This is a genomic window from Virgibacillus proomii (genome assembly GCF_018916875.1).
Classification (GTDB): Bacteria; Bacillota; Bacilli; order Bacillales; family Amphibacillaceae; genus Virgibacillus; species Virgibacillus proomii_B.
This window is the reverse complement of record NZ_JAHLNO010000001.1, coordinates 148,682-167,564: the sequence shown is the minus strand read 5'-3', so window position 1 is coordinate 167,564 and position 18,883 is coordinate 148,682. Positions and strand designations below refer to the sequence as shown.

General features: G+C 37.2%; 20 protein-coding genes and 2 pseudogenes. 1 reads left to right on the top strand and 21 read right to left on the bottom strand.

Translation table 11 applies throughout. From position 1 onward, the window contains the following. Positions 1–9: 9 nt before the first annotated feature. The 6 genes from KQI21_RS00865 to KQI21_RS00840 are packed head-to-tail and all read right to left on the bottom strand — an operon-like array spanning position 10 to position 4,930. The gene (locus KQI21_RS00865) at positions 10–1,011 is read right to left on the bottom strand and encodes a biotin--[acetyl-CoA-carboxylase] ligase (protein ID WP_216482123.1); all 1,002 of its coding nucleotides are present in this window, start codon (positions 1,009–1,011) and stop codon (positions 10–12) included. After that, on the bottom strand, positions 987–2,189 hold the full coding sequence (locus KQI21_RS00860; protein WP_216482122.1) for a CCA tRNA nucleotidyltransferase: 1,203 nt from the start codon (positions 2,187–2,189) through the stop codon (positions 987–989). Before KQI21_RS00860 ends, KQI21_RS00865 begins: the two co-directional genes overlap by 25 nt. A gap of 21 nt (positions 2,190–2,210) precedes the next feature. Then, complete coding sequence (bshA, locus tag KQI21_RS00855; protein ID WP_216482121.1) at positions 2,211–3,338, bottom strand: N-acetyl-alpha-D-glucosaminyl L-malate synthase BshA; 1,128 nt, start codon at positions 3,336–3,338, stop codon at positions 2,211–2,213. After that, positions 3,335–3,757, bottom strand: a complete 423-nt coding sequence (gene mgsA / locus KQI21_RS00850; RefSeq protein WP_216482120.1) for a methylglyoxal synthase — start codon at positions 3,755–3,757, stop codon at positions 3,335–3,337. The genes bshA and mgsA overlap by 4 nt, the downstream gene beginning before the upstream one ends. A gap of 15 nt (positions 3,758–3,772) precedes the next feature. Then, positions 3,773–4,570 (bottom strand): 4-hydroxy-tetrahydrodipicolinate reductase, encoded by a 798-nt coding sequence (dapB, locus tag KQI21_RS00845; RefSeq protein ID WP_216482119.1) that lies wholly within the window; start codon positions 4,568–4,570, stop codon positions 3,773–3,775. A gap of 27 nt (positions 4,571–4,597) precedes the next feature. Next, positions 4,598–4,930, bottom strand: coding sequence for a nucleotide pyrophosphohydrolase (locus tag KQI21_RS00840; protein WP_216482118.1), 333 nt, complete (start codon positions 4,928–4,930; stop codon positions 4,598–4,600). A gap of 313 nt (positions 4,931–5,243) precedes the next feature. Between KQI21_RS00840 and KQI21_RS00835 the strand changes: the two are divergent. Further along, a pseudogene (locus KQI21_RS00835) lies at positions 5,244–5,515 on the top strand (YitT family protein); the annotation flags it as partial. Between the two features lie 265 nt (positions 5,516–5,780). Here KQI21_RS00835 and KQI21_RS00830 read toward each other — a convergent pair. The 15 genes and pseudogenes from KQI21_RS00830 to aroC form a co-directional block, all read right to left on the bottom strand. Further along, positions 5,781–6,467, bottom strand: a complete 687-nt coding sequence (locus KQI21_RS00830; protein WP_216482117.1) for a zinc metallopeptidase — start codon at positions 6,465–6,467, stop codon at positions 5,781–5,783. 45 nt (positions 6,468–6,512) lie between these two features. Next, a pseudogene (locus KQI21_RS15910) lies at positions 6,513–6,632 on the bottom strand (sporulation protein YpjB); the annotation flags it as partial. A 213-nt stretch (positions 6,633–6,845) separates the two neighbouring features. Then, positions 6,846–7,433, bottom strand: a complete 588-nt coding sequence (gene lhaT / locus KQI21_RS00820; RefSeq protein ID WP_216482115.1) for a lipoprotein heptaprenylglyceryl N-acetyltransferase LhaT — start codon at positions 7,431–7,433, stop codon at positions 6,846–6,848. Between the two features lie 176 nt (positions 7,434–7,609). Then, positions 7,610–8,380 carry a menaquinol-cytochrome c reductase cytochrome b/c subunit gene (locus KQI21_RS00815; protein ID WP_216482114.1) on the bottom strand — a complete coding sequence of 257 codons (771 nt, stop codon included), beginning with the start codon at positions 8,378–8,380 and terminating at the stop codon, positions 7,610–7,612. Between the two features lie 15 nt (positions 8,381–8,395). Continuing rightward, positions 8,396–9,070 (bottom strand): menaquinol-cytochrome c reductase cytochrome b subunit, encoded by a 675-nt coding sequence (gene qcrB, locus KQI21_RS00810; protein ID WP_077320609.1) that lies wholly within the window; start codon positions 9,068–9,070, stop codon positions 8,396–8,398. Positions 9,071–9,076: 6 nt separating this feature from the next. Then, on the bottom strand, positions 9,077–9,589 hold the full coding sequence (locus tag KQI21_RS00805; protein ID WP_216482113.1) for a QcrA and Rieske domain-containing protein: 513 nt from the start codon (positions 9,587–9,589) through the stop codon (positions 9,077–9,079). A 134-nt stretch (positions 9,590–9,723) separates the two neighbouring features. Next, a complete protein-coding gene (locus tag KQI21_RS00800; RefSeq protein WP_216482112.1) occupies positions 9,724–10,182 on the bottom strand; it encodes a DUF2487 family protein in 459 nt (152 codons plus the stop codon). A 221-nt stretch (positions 10,183–10,403) separates the two neighbouring features. Continuing rightward, positions 10,404–10,979, bottom strand: coding sequence for a ReoY family proteolytic degradation factor (locus KQI21_RS00795; RefSeq protein WP_216482147.1), 576 nt, complete (start codon positions 10,977–10,979; stop codon positions 10,404–10,406). Between the two features lie 50 nt (positions 10,980–11,029). Further along, positions 11,030–12,295 carry a tetratricopeptide repeat protein gene (locus KQI21_RS00790; protein WP_216482111.1) on the bottom strand — a complete coding sequence of 422 codons (1,266 nt, stop codon included), beginning with the start codon at positions 12,293–12,295 and terminating at the stop codon, positions 11,030–11,032. 172 nt (positions 12,296–12,467) lie between these two features. Further along, on the bottom strand, positions 12,468–13,754 hold the full coding sequence (gene aroA / locus KQI21_RS00785; protein WP_216482110.1) for a 3-phosphoshikimate 1-carboxyvinyltransferase: 1,287 nt from the start codon (positions 13,752–13,754) through the stop codon (positions 12,468–12,470). A 24-nt stretch (positions 13,755–13,778) separates the two neighbouring features. Next, the gene (locus KQI21_RS00780; RefSeq protein WP_216482109.1) at positions 13,779–14,879 is read right to left on the bottom strand and encodes a prephenate dehydrogenase; all 1,101 of its coding nucleotides are present in this window, start codon (positions 14,877–14,879) and stop codon (positions 13,779–13,781) included. A 114-nt stretch (positions 14,880–14,993) separates the two neighbouring features. Further along, positions 14,994–16,073 carry a histidinol-phosphate transaminase gene (gene hisC / locus KQI21_RS00775; RefSeq protein ID WP_216482108.1) on the bottom strand — a complete coding sequence of 360 codons (1,080 nt, stop codon included), beginning with the start codon at positions 16,071–16,073 and terminating at the stop codon, positions 14,994–14,996. After that, the gene (gene aroH / locus KQI21_RS00770; protein ID WP_216482107.1) at positions 16,070–16,453 is read right to left on the bottom strand and encodes a chorismate mutase; all 384 of its coding nucleotides are present in this window, start codon (positions 16,451–16,453) and stop codon (positions 16,070–16,072) included. Before aroH ends, hisC begins: the two co-directional genes overlap by 4 nt. Further along, a complete protein-coding gene (aroB, locus tag KQI21_RS00765) occupies positions 16,450–17,529 on the bottom strand; it encodes a 3-dehydroquinate synthase (RefSeq protein WP_216482106.1) in 1,080 nt (359 codons plus the stop codon). Before aroB ends, aroH begins: the two co-directional genes overlap by 4 nt. Before the next feature lies 1 nt (position 17,530). After that, the gene (gene aroC / locus KQI21_RS00760) at positions 17,531–18,700 is read right to left on the bottom strand and encodes a chorismate synthase (RefSeq protein ID WP_216482105.1); all 1,170 of its coding nucleotides are present in this window, start codon (positions 18,698–18,700) and stop codon (positions 17,531–17,533) included. Between the last annotated feature and the right edge of the window lie 183 nt (positions 18,701–18,883).

The following is an 18,883-nucleotide window of genomic DNA, read 5'->3' as shown; positions in this document are numbered from 1 at the left end:
GTTAATCAGTTAGTCAGATGATGAATAGTCAAACCAGTCAATTTCTCCAGAATATAACCGTTCAACACAATTATCCGTATTTTTTATTAATAATGCACCATCTTCGGCCAACCCGTAAAATATAGCCTTTCGTTGTTTATTTAATTGGTGAATCGTAATCATTTCACCGATTCGAAACCCGTACTTTTCCCATTTTGTCTTTACTACTTGAAAACCTTTCTTTATATATAAATCATAGATATGCTCAAAAGATACTAAAAAATATTGGATTATTTGTTGAATGGACCACTCTGTTCCGGATTCGATTCGCAGTGAAGTTGCTCGCTGCTGTAATTCCTCCGGCCAGTCTTCCAATTGTTGATTTATATTTAATCCTACACCAATGACTACGTAGTCGATCTGATCTTGTTCCGCTTGTAGTTCTGTTAAAATTCCAGCACATTTTTTACCATTACTAAACAGTATATCATTTGGCCACTTAATCAGTGGATGCAAATTTGTAAGTTCTTTAATCGTATCTGCTAAGGCGACAGCAGTTAATAATGTTAATTGCGGAGCAAGATATGGAGGTAAAGGCGGTTCGAGAATCATGCTCAACCACATGCCATCGCCTTTTTTAGTGTGCCACGTTCTATTCATTCTGCCTCTGCCTGAAGTTTGTTCATTTGCAATAACAATTGTTCCATGTCCGCTCATACTTTCCTTAGCAGCGTTATGAGCAATGATTTGCGTAGAGCTAGTTACTTCACGGTGAATGATCTTTTTGCCAAGCCAGTTCGTATTTAAGCCCCATTGCAATGTATTTGCTGTTATTTTATCTGGATAGCCAATAATTCGATAACCAAGCTTCGACTTTGCTTCAATCATATAGCCGTCTTTTTTTAAATCATTCATATGTTTCCAAATGGCACTACGCGATATATTTAGTTGTTCAGACAGTTTTTGTCCGGAAATATACGTATCTTTATTCTCTGCCAATAAATGGATTAATTTATTCCGGGTGGATTCCATTTTATCCACTCCTTTATCGCTTGATATTTATTAGGTAATTGCTTTGTAACAATTTGGCGTTCAATAGAATTTAATAATTGCTGAATCCATGGTCCATGTTTGCAACCTGGGTACAGCTCTAAAATATCATTACCGCTAAAATTGATTTCCTGTTTTGTATGTATTGGTAATGCATGATCTATTTCCATAATCTGTTTCATCATAACTTTCTTACCGAAACATAAACAACTAATAAGCCGCACAAAACCGCCGTAGAGAGTACGGGGCAATTGATAAACAAGCCAAGGACTTAGACCTTCATGACTGAATAAATCAATTTGCTCGGTTAATTGCAATGCTTCTCGTTTTTGTTTGTTTGAGCATTTCCAAGCCTTTGACCAAGCTGCAATAGAAATAGATCGATCTAAAAAATGAAATAAGACCAATACTTCACTAAATGAAAGTAATGGCTTTACATTGGCTGGCAAACGAACAAATAATTGATCGTTGTCACGAAATATCGGTAAATATTGATATATTTTTAAATTTATAATGTAATCGAGAGCTTTTTGTACATGCTCTCCTGCAAACAGCTTCGTAAATTCTTTTGTCATTCGTTCCACAGCAAGACTTTCTATTTCCTGTTTTACTTGTTTCATATGTGTAATGGTTTCTGGATGAATATTAAAGCCGAGCTGACTGCTAAATCGTAATGCCCGAATAATACGCAATGGATCCTCTGAAAACCTTTCTAATCCATTGCCAACTGTTCGGATGATTCCTGCTTTTAAATCACTTTTGCCATGAAATAAATCGATAATCTTTCCATCTTTATCCATGGCAAATGCGTTAATTGTAAAGTCCCTTCGCTCAAGATCCTTGTCAATTTGGTCAATATACGTAACTGTATCTGGATGGCGTTGATCTGAATAATTACCATCGACACGGAATGTCGTTACCTCATAAGATTCTCCTTCAAATCGAACGATCACAGTACCATGCTCAATCCCCACTGGAATAATCGATTCAAATATTTGCTGTAACTCATCAGGGGTTGCTGATGTAGCAATATCAATATCTCCAATCGGTCGATTTATCAAATAATCTCGAACACAGCCGCCAACAAAATAAGCTTGGTGTTGATAACTTTCAATTGTTTCTAATATGGCCTTTGCTTTATGAAAGGGTTTTGCTAACACTTTGATCACCAATTTCTAATTCTATGACTTACCCAGTACTTGTTCATACAATTGCTCATATTCGTTTACAATAAAATCGGAATGGAAATTAACTTTTGCCCGCTTAAACGCATGTTCAGAAAATAAATGTAACTTGTTTTCATCTGTTAACAATTGAACCGCATATTCCGCTGCTTGATCTACTGCACCAAGTTGAACAAGATAACCTGTTACTCCATGTTCAATCACTTCAGGAATACCGCCAATTCTCGTTCCAATACAAGGAACACCGCAAGCCATTGCTTCTAATAAGACAAGGCCAAAGCTTTCTTTTTCAGATAAAAGTAATTTTAAATCACTAATTCGTATTAAATCACTAATGTTTTTTTGTTTTCCTAAAAACAATACATGTTCCTGTAAACCTAATTCATCAACAAGCTCCATTGCAGTACTGCACTCAGGGCCATCACCGATTAATAATAGTTTGCAATCAATTCGTTTTTGAATTTGAGCAAATGTATGAATAATATCTGGCAATCGTTTTACCTTGCGAAAGTTAGAGATATGGACGATTACCTTTTCCGATGGTTTTATCCCATATTGTTCTTTAATGGACGGTAATGATTTTGGATAATATTCCTTCTCATTGACAAAATTATAAATAACATGAATGGGCTGTTTAACATTTAATTGTTTTTTTGTTTGTTCTCTCAGATGTTCTGAAACAGCGGTCACAGCATCAGAATGGTTAATAGCATGGGTAATCATATTTTTAAAAATATCGTCAATCGCCAATACTGTAATATCCGTTCCATGCAAAGTGGTAACTATTTTTACATCTCGATCTGCTATATCTCTTGCTAGAAGCGCACTAACTGCATGTGGCATGGCATAATGAACATGTAAAATATCTAACTCCTCCCGACTTATTACTTCCGCCATTTTTGCTGCTAAAGCCAAGTCATAAGGAGGATACTGAAATACGGGATAGTGACTTAATTCAACTTCATGATAGTAAATTCGTGGGTTAATTCGATTTAAGCGAAAGGGTAAACTGGATGTAATAAAATGTACTTCATTACCTCTTTCAGCCAAAAGCATACCGAGTTCTGTTGCGATAATACCAGACCCGCCAACACTGGGATAGCAAGTAATGCCTATTTTTTTCATTCCTGCTTTCCTTTTGTTTTTTTCTGTTTTATAATTTCACGCCACTGGAAATCTCCATCGTGCAAACCGCGAATAAATATTTCCGAAGCAGCAATATTTGTAGCAAGCGGAATTTGGTACACATCACATAGACGCATCAAAGCACTAACATCCGGCTCATGCGGTTGAGCTGTTAATGGATCTCGGAAGAAAATCACCATATCCATATTATCATCAGCAATCATCGCACCTATTTGTTGATCACCACCTAATGGGCCTGATTGAAATAAATGTATATCTAAGCCGGTTACTTCCATGATCATACTTCCAGTCGTTCCTGTTGCATATAGCTGATGCTCTTTTAGGATGTACTGATATGCTCTTGCAAAATTAATGATTTCTTGTTTCTTTTTATCATGAGCTATTAACGCAATATTCATCGAATACCCCCAAGATTATAAAATGTTTTCTAAACCGTATATTAATCCTTTTGTTTCCATTACTTTTTTAATACTTAGCTTTACGCCATCCATAAATGAAGTACGATTGATAGAGTCATGCTTGATCGTCAACGTTTGTCCCGGACTGCCAAAAATGACCTCCTGATGTGCAACTAATCCAGGTAGACGAACACTATGTAATCTAATTCCATCTAGATCAGCCCCTCTTGCACCTGGTAGTGTTTCTTTTTCATCTGGATGTCCTTGCTTTTTAGGGATACGATTTTCCCTAATTAGTTCTGCAGTTTTTATAGCTGTACCGGATGGTGCATCTAATTTACCATCATGGTGTTTTTCAATAATATCAACATCTGCAAAGTATTTTGCTGCCATCTTAGCAAACTTCATCATAAGTACAGCACCAACAGCAAAATTTGGTACGATCATGCACCCCATATTTTGTTGTTGGGCAAGCGTATCTAATTCCTGTAATTGAGATTCAGTAAATCCTGTAGTCCCTACGACAGGACGAATATAATGTTCTAAAGCTATTTTCGTATGGTTATATCCCGCTGAAGGAACAGATAACTCAATAAGCACATCTGCTTCTTCATGCTGTTTAAAACATTCTCGTGCATCATTATAAATCGGAACTGCTGCTTCTGTTCCCGGAAGCACTTCATTTAACGTTTTGCCATTATTTTTCCGATCAATACAGGCAACTAATCTGAACTCAGCTTCACTCATTACCATTTTCACTGCTTCCGATCCCATATTTCCTCTTGGTCCAGCAATTACAATATTAATGGTCATATGCTTCTTCTCCTCTTCTTATGTGGTTCAATCTTTTTTCGTCCAGCGATCTTTATCACGTGTTTCTATTTTCCTTATAGCTGTATGAAATGCATCGGATAAGTCGATGTCTAATGAATTAGCAAAACAAGTTAAGACAAAAATGATATCGCCTAATTCTTCTTCAATCGTTTTTTCCTGTTCTGTCGGCTTTTTTGGCTTTTCTCCATAATAATGATTCACTTCTCTTGCTAATTCACCTGTTTCTTCCGTTAAACGAGCCATTAGGCTTAAAGGAGAAAAATAACCTTCTTTAAATTGACTGATATATCGGTCAACTCGCTCTTGAATCTCTTTCGTCGTATATTGTGGTGTCGTCATAAAAACCTTCCTTTTCAACAACGTTTGCTATTATCATGTTAGCTAATCCGCACTGTTTTGACAAATTATTTCTATTGGTTTTAAACAAATTTTTATTCCGCTGTTTCTCTACTAAAAATCAAATTGTTCTTTAACGCTAGTTTGTCTATACTAAAAATGAAAGAAGCTTCTGTTTTAACCGAACATTTATATCACACCCTCAGGAGAATGTAGTTTAACTAGTCATCTTAGGAACTAATAAAACCAACTAATATAGCTTTACTTACAGATAACCCATGATTTGCATGATAGAAGGTAATCGTTTGTTTTTAGGATTGAAAATAAAAATATCATATTTATTTTATTTGGTGCAGCTGTTTTTTCTTTTGGTATCGTTCATTTTAACATGCAGCATAATCTGGGTGAAGGCGGATTTACAGGTATAACACTTTTACTTTACTTCTTGTGGGGATTCAATCCAGCGATCACCAATATTTTATTAAATATTCCCATTTTTCTAGTCGGATGGAAATTTTTAGGTAAAAAAACTTTTGTTTACAGTATGATCGGCACAGAGCAGTATCTTTATTTTTAAGTATATTTCAATATAAGCCATTTGCTAGGTTTAAGGATACTACTACGAACAAAAGCTAGAAGTCTAGTTTAACGACGTACAAACTAAAGAACCATACAGCGACGTCAGGAGCCGATGTTGACTTATCCTAGGAAGAAGAGCGAAGTTTACTACAGCTTGAGCGCTTAAGCTAGACGATATTAATTTTCAAAAAAGTACCTACAAACTAGAAACGGAAATAATTTCCTTGATACTAAAAAAGAGATGGCTCTATTGACCATCCCTTTTCATCGTATTTTATTCATTGCTGGAAACGTACATCAGGATAAACCGGACAAGCTCTGCTACAGCTACAAGTGCCGCTGCAACATAGGTTAATGCAGCTGCATTCAGTACTTTTCTCGTAGCTCGTTCTTCGTTATTACGAATAGCTCCAGATGAGACGAGCTGAGCCATTGCACGGTTTGATGCGTCAAACTCGACCGGCAAAGTTACTAGCTGGAATAATACAGCTAGCGAAAAGAAAATTATTCCCAATAAGAATAATCCTGACATACCGAGGAAAAGTCCAGCTAGAATTAAAAAGAACGACATATTCGAACCAAAGTTTGCTACAGGAACGAGTGCGCTTCTAAATCGTAAAAACGCATAGTCCTCTGCATCCTGAATAGCATGTCCAACTTCATGTGCCGCAACAGCAGAAGCAGCCATGGAATGTCCATGATAGTTATCTGTTGAAAGACGAACTACTTTTTTTCTAGGATCATAATGATCCGAAAGCACTCCTCTCGTTTCTTCGACAGTAACATCATATAACCCGTTTTCATCAAGAATTTTCCGTGCAACTTGTGCACCGGTCATATACGAGGAAGTAGGCTGTTTCGAATATTTTTTGTACGTGCTTTTTACCTTCGATTGTGCCCAAAGTGGGATTATCATCAATAAGGCAATGTAGATTAGGTAACCTCCTAAGCCACCAAACATATGCATCCCTCCTTATTAAGGTCAATTTTAGTCAAAAATCAGCTGTTAGTCAACTGTTTTATCTTGTTTATTTCTCTTTTCTGCTTCGCCTTTATATTTTCTCCAACTAACATAAGTTAATGTAATTCCAATGCATCCTCCTACAATAATAACAATCCAAATAAGAGGAATAATCCCTCCATTTTGCTCCTTTGGACCAGTTGTTGTAAAAAGTGTGCTCGCTTGCATGTTTGATATAAGAAAACCATCACCGATTATAATCCCTATGATTATCAGGCAAGTTGTGGTAATACGTAATATAAGTTTTGTCATAGAGACCTCCCCATCTTTACCTTCTTATACTAATGTATGAATGGGAGGAATATTATATAACAGCGATTATCTAGGTAAGGTATGATGTTTTTTATTTCTAACCGTTAAGAAATAAGTCAGGCCAATGGATATGATACTTAGCCAAAACGTAAAATAGCCTATCTCATTCATATAAATTGTAAGTGATGAATAGACCGGCATTTGCTCAAACACATAATCAATCACATCATTATGTAATGTCCAAATCGAAGCCACTACAATATGACGTAATTTCAACTGATAGAATGGTGCATATAAAAGCCCTTGAATAGCCATTGCTCCATGAGAAACCATTAACATATATCCTTGCCAATTTAAAGTTCCATCCAAAAATAGTGTGAGGAGATTCATCATCACAGCCCAGATCCCGTATTTAAACAAGGTGATCATTGCTAATGCTTCAATATAAGGTACATGTTTACCAAAAATAAAAAATAACAAGAAAACAGTAAAAAACAAGCTTGCTGTCGGACTGTCCGGTACAAATATGAAAAATAAGGGTTCGGTATTCGAAAGTTGGTTTTCATACCACATATATCCATATATGGTTCCCCCTAAATTGATTAAAAATAATATGATTAGTAATCGTTTATCAAGTAATATGTATTTATTCAAAAAATATCCCTCTTTTCTACCGTCGAGGTTAGGGTAAGATAAAGAAAAGGTTAGACAAATGCCCTGGATTAAATACAAGTAACTTGTTATTTCTAATCCCAGCCATTTTATTCTCCTTTAATGGATGAAAAAGGCACCTTTACCAGCAATGTGATAAAGGTGCTTGTTATTGCTTATTACTGTGACTCATTAACGGATACGATAAAATCTACTAATTGCTTAAGCTCTTCTTCTGTTCCTTTAAATTGCTCCGGTGGCATTGAGCCAATACCTTCAACAGCAATTTTCGCAATTTCTTCAGCAGATTTATCCGTTCCAACTAACGGTGGACCAGCCGCACCACCTTGCAGCGTTTCCCCATGACAAGATAAGCAACTATTTTCATAAATTGCATATCCCGGATCTTCTGTATCAACTTCTTGTCCCTGAGGAATCGGTTTATTTGCTTCTGCACGAGCCTCCCAATCAACTTTGGCAGCAGACTCATACGTAAGCCAGATAACCGATGCTAAAGCAAGAACCATCATGCCAACAGCTATTGGCCGTTGATGTGGTCTTCTTCCAGGTCCGTTATCCAAAAATGGTGCGAGCAATAATGCACCAAATGCAATCCCCGGCAAAACGAGAATACCCATTAGAATAAAGTCTTGACTTGCAAATTCATATTTCAACAATTCATACAAAAACAAGAAGTACCAGTCTGGCAATGGTATATATCCTGAACTAGTTGGGTCAGCCATTCCTTCTAAAGGAGAAGGATGAGCTAAAGTTAAGGATAAAAAGCCGACTAAAAAAACTGCACCTACCAACCATTCTTTTAATAAAAAGTTGGGCCAGAAAGCTTCTGTTCTCCCAGGATATTCTGAATAATCTTTTGGCAGATTCGATTTCTTCTCTAAAGGAATTCGCGAATCGCCGACAAATTTCATACCTTTACCCCTATGCATGCTTTCCCCTCCTTTTTATAATGGTCCTGATATACCTTGTCTACGAATTAAAATAAAATGTACAGCTAATAAAGCAAATAATGCTGCTGGTAAGAAAAACACATGAATTGCAAAGAAGCGAGTAAGTGTCTGAGCTCCTACGATGTTCGCATCTCCAGCTAACAGCGTTTTCAATTCTTCCCCTATAAATGGAACTTGTTGGGCAATTTCCAGACCGACCTGAGTTGCAAAATAGGCTTTGTTATCCCACGGTAATAGGTAGCCTGTAAACCCTAGACCAAGCATGATAAAGAAGATTAGTACACCAACAATCCAATTTAATTCACGTGGTTTTTTATATGCTCCTTGGAAAAACACACGCAGTGTATGTAATAATAGCATTACGATTACAACACTGGCACCCCAATGGTGCATACCACGAACAATTTGTCCATGTGCAACCTCGGTTTGTAAGTAATAGACTGATTTCCAAGCATTTTCTATATCCGGTACATAATACATGGTTAAAAACATACCAGATAGGATTTGAATAACAACAACAAAGAATGTTAACCCGCCAAAACAATAGACAAATGCAGAAAAATGGTGAGCTGGATTAACATGCTCTGGTACTTCATGATCCGCAATATCCCGCCAGATTGGCGTAATATCTGCGCGCTCATCAATCCAATCGTAAATTTTTTGTAGCATAAGTTATTACGCCCCCTCTCTAGGTACCGGGTCACCTAAATATAACATGCCATCCTTTACTTCATGCTCATAAACATCCAATGGCTTTAAAGGCGGTGTACCTGGTACGTTTGTTCCATCCTTATAGTATCGTCCATCATGACATGGACAGAAAAATTGATCAGGATGTTCGTCACTTCCTCCCCAGTTAACGACACAACCCAAGTGTTTACATACCGGTGAAAAGGCTTGAATCTCACCCTTGTCGTCTTTAAATACAAAAGCTGATCGACTTACCTCAGATTCATACCAGCCATCAACTTGTTTAACTTTCCAATCGATTTTTTTAGGCTCTGTTGTAATATCATCAACAGCTAAATCGACACTCACCATATCACCGTGCCCTGATTCTTTTAACACTGGGTCAATTGCCATTCGCAACATCGGTGCCAGCATTCCTGCTGCCATAAAACCGCCGACCCCGGTTAGCGTATAGTTTAAAAACTGCCTGCGGGATACCTGCTGCTTTTTTTCACTCATGATTTCCCCCCTCTTCTTACAATAATCACGGACAATATTGTTACATCAGATTACTAGGACATAACCATGATAGCGTAAACTGTTTGTCTGGTCAATCATATTCCCCCTTGAAAAGAAAAAGTTTTCATTATTTTTCACCAATAAGATTGGATCAGTTCACTTAGTTGCTCCACTTGATCACGAATGAAGCGATGCATTTCAGCTGATTTTAAATCTCCTGACTTCATTCCAGAGAGCCATAGTAATGTTCCGGCAAATGCTTGTTCATGCTTTTTCCAAGCTGGATCTAACGTTAAGATAAACACATGGTTAAACGGTTGTTGTTTGACTTCTTCTATCCATGCATTTATTCGAGAAAGCTCTTCTGACCTATCGGCTGTCTTTATATAATAATAAATAGGTGCTAGCAAAATCCGTCCCGTTAATTCTTTTTCTAATTCATTTGCTAACAAATTGGTCCATTCACTTTGAAAAGCATTTACTTCAATATTTGCATCATTGTCCATTTGATAAGGTACCAAAGGAATCAAAACTGAATCGATATATTCCTTTGCTTCTATGTATTGAATAACATCCGATTTCTCCCACTTCATATAATAAGTCCAACCTTTCGCTTGTCATCTTATTGTTTCTGTATTTTTCAAAAAGTCCGGTAAACATACGATTACATTTCCATTGCCGGTTTGTGGTAGCGGTTTATACTTATTTGACACACTCCGCTACTCGAAACTACATTGCCTCAATCCTTCTTAACCTTTTATTTATGATTGTGCACGTTAATTAAATCTTATCTATCCAGACAAAAAAAATCAACCTATTGCTTTTGCAATTTTGGTTGCATTGAATAGGTTGCTTCTAACGCCTTTAGTTCATTTACCAATACCAAAAAAGCAGCTTCGTCCATATCATCTAGTGCCTTATCGATTTTTCTTTGGATGATTTGCTTTTGAAATTTATATAGAGATTGATCTAAAATTTGTTTAGCGATTTTTTTATCTTTTTCAGTAATAAAATACTCATCCGGGATAAATGGATTCTCCTCAAGAACAGAAATATAGAGTGCATTTTGATATGACTTATGAAAATTTAGTTGCAGATACAACGGTTCGTTTTTATTCAAACGAATATCATGAAATGACTTTTCTGCATCAGTTGTTACTAATTGATTTTTATAAAAGCGAAAAGCTACTTCTTCTGAACATTGACTTGTCATAATTATGCCACGCGGACAGAATTTCGCTTCTCGAACAAAATGAAGCTGTCCAAGTAATTCATCATGATTCATTAAATAATTTAAAATCCATACGCTCTCTCGCTTTTTTAACTGATAATTGTTTAAAAACCATTGGATGAAGTTCTTTTTATCTTCCACAGATACCGGAGTGTGCACCATCCTCTAACCTCCCTCACAACCGCTTACTTGCTTTGCTATAAACCTTTCTAAATCTCTCTATCTGACTGCTGTAATCGACGTAGAAATTCAGTGATCTCATCATCAAATGGCTGTTCTTCTAAATATGCAGTAAAAACAGGTATTGCCTCTTCCACCCTCCCTTCTTCCGTTAAAAAGTATCCATACTCCTTCAAGAAATCACTATCATCTTTTAGATTATTATATGCTATTGTATAATGTTTTAATGCATTATTATATTCTTCAATTTCATTATAAGCACGGGCTAGTTCCCATTCATACAAAGGATCAAGAGCCCCTATATCTTTTATTTCGATAACGAGGTCAATAATTCCTTTATAATCGGCTCTGTTTTTTAAGAGTTCAATTAAAAATAAAGTCGCTTCTTTAAAGTCAGGGTCAATCGCGACTGCTTCTCTTACATACGCTTCACTTGCATCATCCTTTTCAAGCTGATGTGCGAGCCGTCCGGCAAGTAAATATAATTCTTTATGAAACTCATCTACTTGCAGACCTTTTTGAGCAATTTCATATGCTTTTTTAAGTTCTCCTTCCTCCATATAAACATTAGCGAGATGAAGGTAAACAGTATGATAATACGTATCAAGCTCAATAACCCGCTCCCAAGCTTTTCTTGCAATATCGTTTCTGCCAGCTTGATAGGCAGTAAAACCGTATTTAAACAAGGACTCCGGATTTTCATTTGCTTCATCTTGGTAATAGGTTAAAGCAAGTTCGAATTCACCAGCTTCTGCATATGCTTCTGCCAGCCGATCACGAATCGATACATGCCCAATTTCGTTCGTTTTTGGCAAGACTTTTTCATAATAAGTCGTTGCTTTTAAATAATTTCCTGTAGAAAAATATAATTCTCCTAACGCAAAATCAATGATTGGTTCATTTGGATCGAGTCGTTTCGCAGCTAACAACTTTTGTTCTGAAACCTCAAATAAACCTTGGGATTGGTAAAGATCAGCCAATTGAATTAACGTTTGCATATAAGCAGGATCATTTTCATCAATATCGTTTAATAATTCAATGGCAGATTCATCATCTTCCAATTCAATATAAATATCAGCAAGTGTTAATTTTAGTTCCGCTTCATCAGGGTACTGTTGAATTAATTCCTCTAGTAGTACTTTTGCTTCTTGCAAAAAGCCCCATTGTATATATAATTCAGCAATCGTATAGCGTTCCTCCTCATTCGCAACTGGCAAATATTTTTCTAATAGCTCGATTGCTTTTTCTGTTTGTTGGGCCTCCATAAGCCGAACAGCTTCCATAATTGTTTCCAAATCGAAACTCCCTTTCTACACGTTCTTCATACTTTTTATGATAACGGAAAACAGATGCATGTTCAAAATATAAGTTTAGCAGCATATAGCAAACTATTTTCCATAATAAACGAAGAAGCAAGCTTTAGCCTTTATGAAGAAAAACAAGCATCTAGATACCAGATGCTTGTTTTTAAATAATTTGCTCCAAATCCTTAAAAAAACTTGGATATGATGTGGCGATTGGAGTTATATCATCAATAGTCACTTCTGTTGTGGCAATTAGCGAGGCGACCGCTGCGAGCATCGCCATTCGATGGTCATGATAAGATTCAACTCGGTTGCCTACTAATTTTGTTTTTCCACAAATAATGAATCCATCTTTCGTTTCTTCAATATTTGCCCCTAAACGTGTTAAGGTTTCTGTGACAGCGCGAATTCGATCCGTTTCTTTAACACGAAGCTCTCGTGCATCTTTAATTACGGTTGTGCCTTCAGCCTGGGTAGCCAAAAGAGCAATTATTGGAATTTCATCGATTAAGCGAGGAATAATCTCACCCTCAATAGTTACAGCTTTTAATTCCCGATAAGTAATGGTAATGTTACCGATGCGCTCTCCGCCTTTTATCCGCTCATTTTCTATCTGTAGATCTGCTCCCATTTCCAATAAAACATCAATGATTCCCGTTCTTGTTTCATTTAATCCTACATTTAAAAGCTGTAAACTACTACCAGGTACAATCGCTGCTGCTACTAAGAAAAAGGCTGCAGAAGAAATATCACCAGGGACATAGATATCCGTTGCTGTTAGTGTTTGGTTACCTCTTAGAGAAACAGCAGTTCCGTTTATATGTAACTCAGCACCAAAAGCTTCTAACATCGTTTCCGTATGGTTTCGCGTCGACGTGCTCTCCGTCACGGTTGTTTCTCCTTCAGCAAATAAACCTGCTAAAAGAATAGCTGATTTCACTTGTGCACTTTTAACAGGCAGCTCGTAGTGGATTCCCTTCATTGATTGCCCTCTTATGGCTAATGGAAGATAATTACCGTGATCTCTTCCATCTATTTCAGCTCCCATTAAACGGAGTGGCTCGACTACTCGATTCATGGGACGTTTCGTTAATGAAATATCACCATGTAATGTAGTAAACATTGGTAATCCTGCTAAGACGCCAAGCATTAATCTTGCAGTTGTTCCAGAATTACCGAAGTACAATGGTTCCAATGGTTCTTTTAAAGCTCCCGGTCCTTTACCAAAAATGGTTAAACTTGATCCTTTTTGCTCAATGTTTACTCCCATTGCTCGAAAGATAGTCACCGTACGCAGACAATCTTCACTACCTAAAAAATGTTGAACATGCGTCGTTCCATGAGCTAATGAACCAAACATAACGGAACGGTGCGAAATAGATTTGTCTCCGGGTACCTCGATTTTCCCTTGTAATGGCCCTTTCGCCGGCTGAAGCTTTCGTTCCTTCAACAATTACTCCTCCTTTTGCATAGATTAGTTTTCAATCATTGTTTCGTATCCTGCTTGCTTTAAAACCAATTCACTCGTTTTTTGTAATTTTTCCGAAGCAAAGCTTAAGCGCAGTGCACCCATGATACCTTCACGAATTTCTAATATTTGAATATTATTAATACTTACTTCATGCTGTGCTAATAATTGCGTTACATGTGCTAAAGCACCTGTTTGGTCACGAATGTCTACAGACAAATCGTAATAGGAAGGAATCACCCCTTTATCCGACGTACCTAAACCGTCGCGATACGCTTTGGCCTCTTCTAAATAGTTTATCATTTCTTTCTTCCTATTTTTCTCTACCAGCGTTTTTAATGTTTCCATTTCGCTAATCCATTCTCCTAATAATTGAACCATTTTTTTACGATTATGATAAAAAATGTCTTGCCATAGAGTTGGATTACTTGAAGCTATTCTAGTAATATCACGAAACCCGCCAGCAGCGAGGTTTGGAAGATATGCATGTGTTTGTTGCCAATGCTTTGCTTGATGAACTAATGATGAAGCAATAAGATGTGGGAAATGGGAAATAACTCCTGTCATTTCATCATGCTCTTCTGCTTCTAAAACAACAAATTTACTCTTTGTAGGAAGCAAAAGTGATTTTAATGCTTCTACATCGGATGATGAGCTGCTCTCTGTTGGTGTAAGGACATAAATGGCATTTTCGAACAAATGGCCTTTCGCTGCTTCTATTCCTTTTTTATGTGAACCTGCCATCGGATGACCACCAATAAATGCTACCTGGTTATTTTTTAGTTGATTAGCTGCTACCATTATGGATTGCTTTACGGATGAAACATCACTTACGATAAGTTTCTTCGTCAATGGTATTTCGTCTAACATTGCTAATAGCCGAATCGATTCAGAAATAGGCGCAGCTATAATTAAGTAATCTGCCCGTTGTGCTGCTGTTGTATAATCCGTAATAGCCTCTTGAATAATCCGATGCTCCTTTGCATATCGAAGCGTATCCTTATTAATATCATAGCCAATAATATGATTCGCATCTATCGGTTGAAGTGCTCTAGCGATAGATGCACCAATCAGTCCTAAGCCAGCAATTGTTATGGTTCGCTTCACGTTGCCATCCCCTTAGCCCTTTTGTTTATACTATAGGAAAGTATAAAATTTTAGGTTTATAGTATAAGAAAAACTACAGCTTTCGCTAAAGACTTGTCGACAAGCCAAGTTTTTCTAATGATAATTTAAAATTAATTCTTGCAGTCGTTCCATATCTTCTTTTAATCCTAGTGTTAATCGAATCGTATTAGGAATACCTAATAGTTCTCCCGGACGTACGATAAAGCCATGTTGAATTAAATAATCAAACATATCTGTTCCGCTTTCAGGTGTGGCTATGAGCATAAAATTAGTTTCAGACGGAAAATAATGCCATCCTATATCATCTAAAAACTGTTGAAATGCTAACTTTACTTCTAAGTTTTTTACTTTTGTGTCTTTGATAAAAGCCTTGTCATTTAACGCAATTCGGGCTATTTGCTGGGCAATAGATGTTGTATTGAATGGGCCACGAACTAAATTCAGCTGCGTGATAATAGCTGCATTTGCTATTCCATATCCAATACGGAGACCTGCAAGCCCATATGCTTTAGAAAAGGTTCGTAATACGATTAAATTATTATATTGTTTTACTTGTTCAATGGCTTGTATATCTTTTTCCGGATCGACATATTCGTAGTATGCTTCATCCAAGACAACTAGAACTTCTTCAGGACATGCATTCATAAATTGAATAAAGTTCTCTTTTGATATTGAATTTCCAGTCGGGTTATTCGGTGAGCAAAGCCATACTACATTGGTATTTTCATCAATCGCTGCCAGCATACCGTCTATATCATGATAGCCGTCAATGGTAGCTATTTCCCTCACCTCTGCCCCCTCAATAATGGCATTATGCTTATATTGCGGAAATGTAGGAGCTGCCATTACAGTATTTACATCTGGAAAAAGAAATGTGCGACAAATCATTTGAATGATTTCCTCTGATCCACTGCCAAAGATAATTTCTGCTTCGTGTACATTCAGGTTTTTGGCAAGCTCGTTTCGTAACTCTCTCGTATATCCATCTGGATATATATCAAAAGCAGGTACATAATCTATTAAAAATTCCTTGATTTTTGGTGAAAAACCATAAGGATTCTCATTAGAGGATAATTTAACAATTCGATCTAATTTATAATGTTTTTTTATGTCTTGAATCTGTTTTCCTTGCTGATATGGTGCTAATTGATTTAATCTATCTTTTATCTTCATTGTCTAAACCCCTTTTTTGTTAGGTCTGGCCGTAAATGTATCGCTTCATTTTGAAATATGTGCTGAATACTAGCTTGATCTTTCTCTGTGTTTACTACCATCATAACACGGATACACGCCATTAAACTGTTAGGTACATCTATTTCCGTCATACACATAACAGGCACATACTTCCACCCTGTTCCTGGTAATTGTCGTAAGGCTTTGGCTGGAAATGCAGCCGTAATGTCTTTCGTTACAGAGATAAAGACATGCGATACATCGTCAGGAACTATATTATTTTTTTCTACCATTTCCTCAACCAAAATTCTCGTATTCTCAATAATAATTTCTTCTTTATTCTCAGATACAGTTGTAGCTCCACGAATTCCCCTCGTCACTTCTTCACCAGCTTTCTTTCAAAAGAATGTAAGTAATCTAACATTGCTTGATCACCAATTGTTCTTATGACTGGTTTACCAATCTTCTCAAGTAAAACCATTTGAATCTGCTTTTGTTTATTTTTCTTATCTTTTTTCATTTTTGCAAGTAGAGCTCGATGCTCGATGGCTTTTATATGGAGAGGATATTGATTTTGCTCCATCCACTGTTTTAGTTGTCTAAACGGGAGTTCATTATCAAAGAACTGCTCACTCACATGAACAGCAAACAATAGACCAATTGCCACTGCTTCCCCATGAGTTAAAGATCCATAGCCTAACTCTGCTTCTAGTGCATGCCCCAACGTATGTCCTAAATTTAAGTATTTCCGAATACCGGCTTCTTTTTCATCTTTTTCCACAACTTCAGCCTTAATTTGAATTCCTGTACGGAGATGAGTTTGTAAGCTTTGTAACGATAAAACGGCTAAGTCAGCTTTTAAAAAGGAATGAAAGGTCAACTCATCCGAGATCATTGCTTCTTTTATTAATTCTGCATAGCCAGACCGCACTTCTTGCTCACTTAGGGACTGCAATGTTTCTACATCATAAATGACTGCTTGTGGCTGATAAAAGCTGCCGATCAAATTCTTGCCCATCGAATGATTAATGGCTACTTTCCCGCCTACGCTGCTGTCATGAGCTAAGATCGTTGTTGGTATTTGAATATAATCTATTCCTCGCATGTATGTTGCAGCTACAAAACCAGCCAAATCACCAATAACTCCCCCACCTAAAGCAATAAGTAAAGCATCACGATCCAGACCAAATTTGATGGCTTCTGTTTGCAACTGGTAAAAATATTCGATACTCTTTGTTCGTTCTCCCCTTGGAACGACTGTATGATGAACTTGATGATCTGAAAGGCTTGATAGACAATCGGATAAATATAAATCTCTCACCCGTTCATCGGTGACAATCCAAATAGCCGAGTACTCCTTAGGCAGATAATTCGCAATCTGGTTGCGAATGCCTTCCCCAATTGTAATCGTATATGAATGCGTACTTGCTTGTACGATAAGTTCTGTCGTTTTCACCTTAAAAACACCTGATTTCTTCCCGATATTGATCCATCGCTTCTTGCAATTTTGGAAATTGATCACTCGTAAATTGGTCCGTAATTGCTTTGGCTAATTCAAAAGCTACTACATGTTCCATCACTACAGCAGCAGCAGGAACTGCACAAGCATCCGATCGTTCTACTGTTGCTTTAAATGGCTGTTTTGTTTCTATATCAACACTTTCTAGCGGGCGTTTCATCAATGTTGGGATCGGCTTCATAACCCCTCTTACAACAATTGGCATTCCGGTTGTCATACCACCTTCAAAGCCGCCAAGACGGTTAGTGGTACGATAATAACCTCTTTCTTTACTCCAAGCAATCTCATCATGAACCTCACTACCATTAAGCTTCGCTGCTTCAAAACCAATACCAAATTCTACCCCTTTAAAAGCATTAATACTAACAATACTACCTGCTATTTTGCTATCAAGCTTGCGGTCATAGTGAACATAAGAACCGATTCCTGCTGGCATTCCTTCTACGTAGACCTCACAAACGCCCCCGATAGAATCGCCTTCTTGTTTTGCTTGATCAATCGCATCAATCATTGCTTGTTCCACATCTTTATCCAACACACGAACCGGTGAAACCTCTGAAAGTTGCTGGCGATCCGTCATAGTTAAATGCACTTGATCTTTGGCAACGATACCTGCTATTTCTTTCACATAGCCAGATATTTCAATCCCTAAATTCTTAAGCATTGTTTTAGCAACAGCACCAGCTGCTACACGTGCTGCTGTTTCACGAGCAGAGGAACGCTCCAAAATATTTCGTATATCGCGATGACCGTATTTTAGAGCACCGTTCAAATCAGCGTGTCCAGGTCTTGGTCTCGTTACCACTCTTCTTATTTTGGTATTCTCAGAAATTGGATCTTCTCCCATAATATCTTCCCAATGCTTAAAATCATCGTTATGTATGACTAAAGAGATGGGAGAGCCTAAAGTAACACCATGTCTAACCCCACCTACAATCTCAACTAGATCCTTTTCAATCTGCATTCTTCTCCCACGTCCATGTCCTTTTTGCCTACGTAATAGGGAGCTATTGATATCCTCTTTTAAAAGCGGCATACGAGCTGGTACGCCCTCAATAATGGTTGTTAATTGCTTTCCATGCGATTCTCCCGCTGTCAAGTAACGCACATCTCATTCTCCTTTTATGAATTTTTCTAATTACTATACCATAGATTGTCGTGTTTTTGGCAATAAAAATACAAAAAAAAGAATTAATTCGTTAAAAGTTTAAAGTGAAGCGCTATCAATCCCTGGTTTTAACAAAACGAATGGTTATAAATAGATGCTTGTTCCCCTATCTAAATATTCATG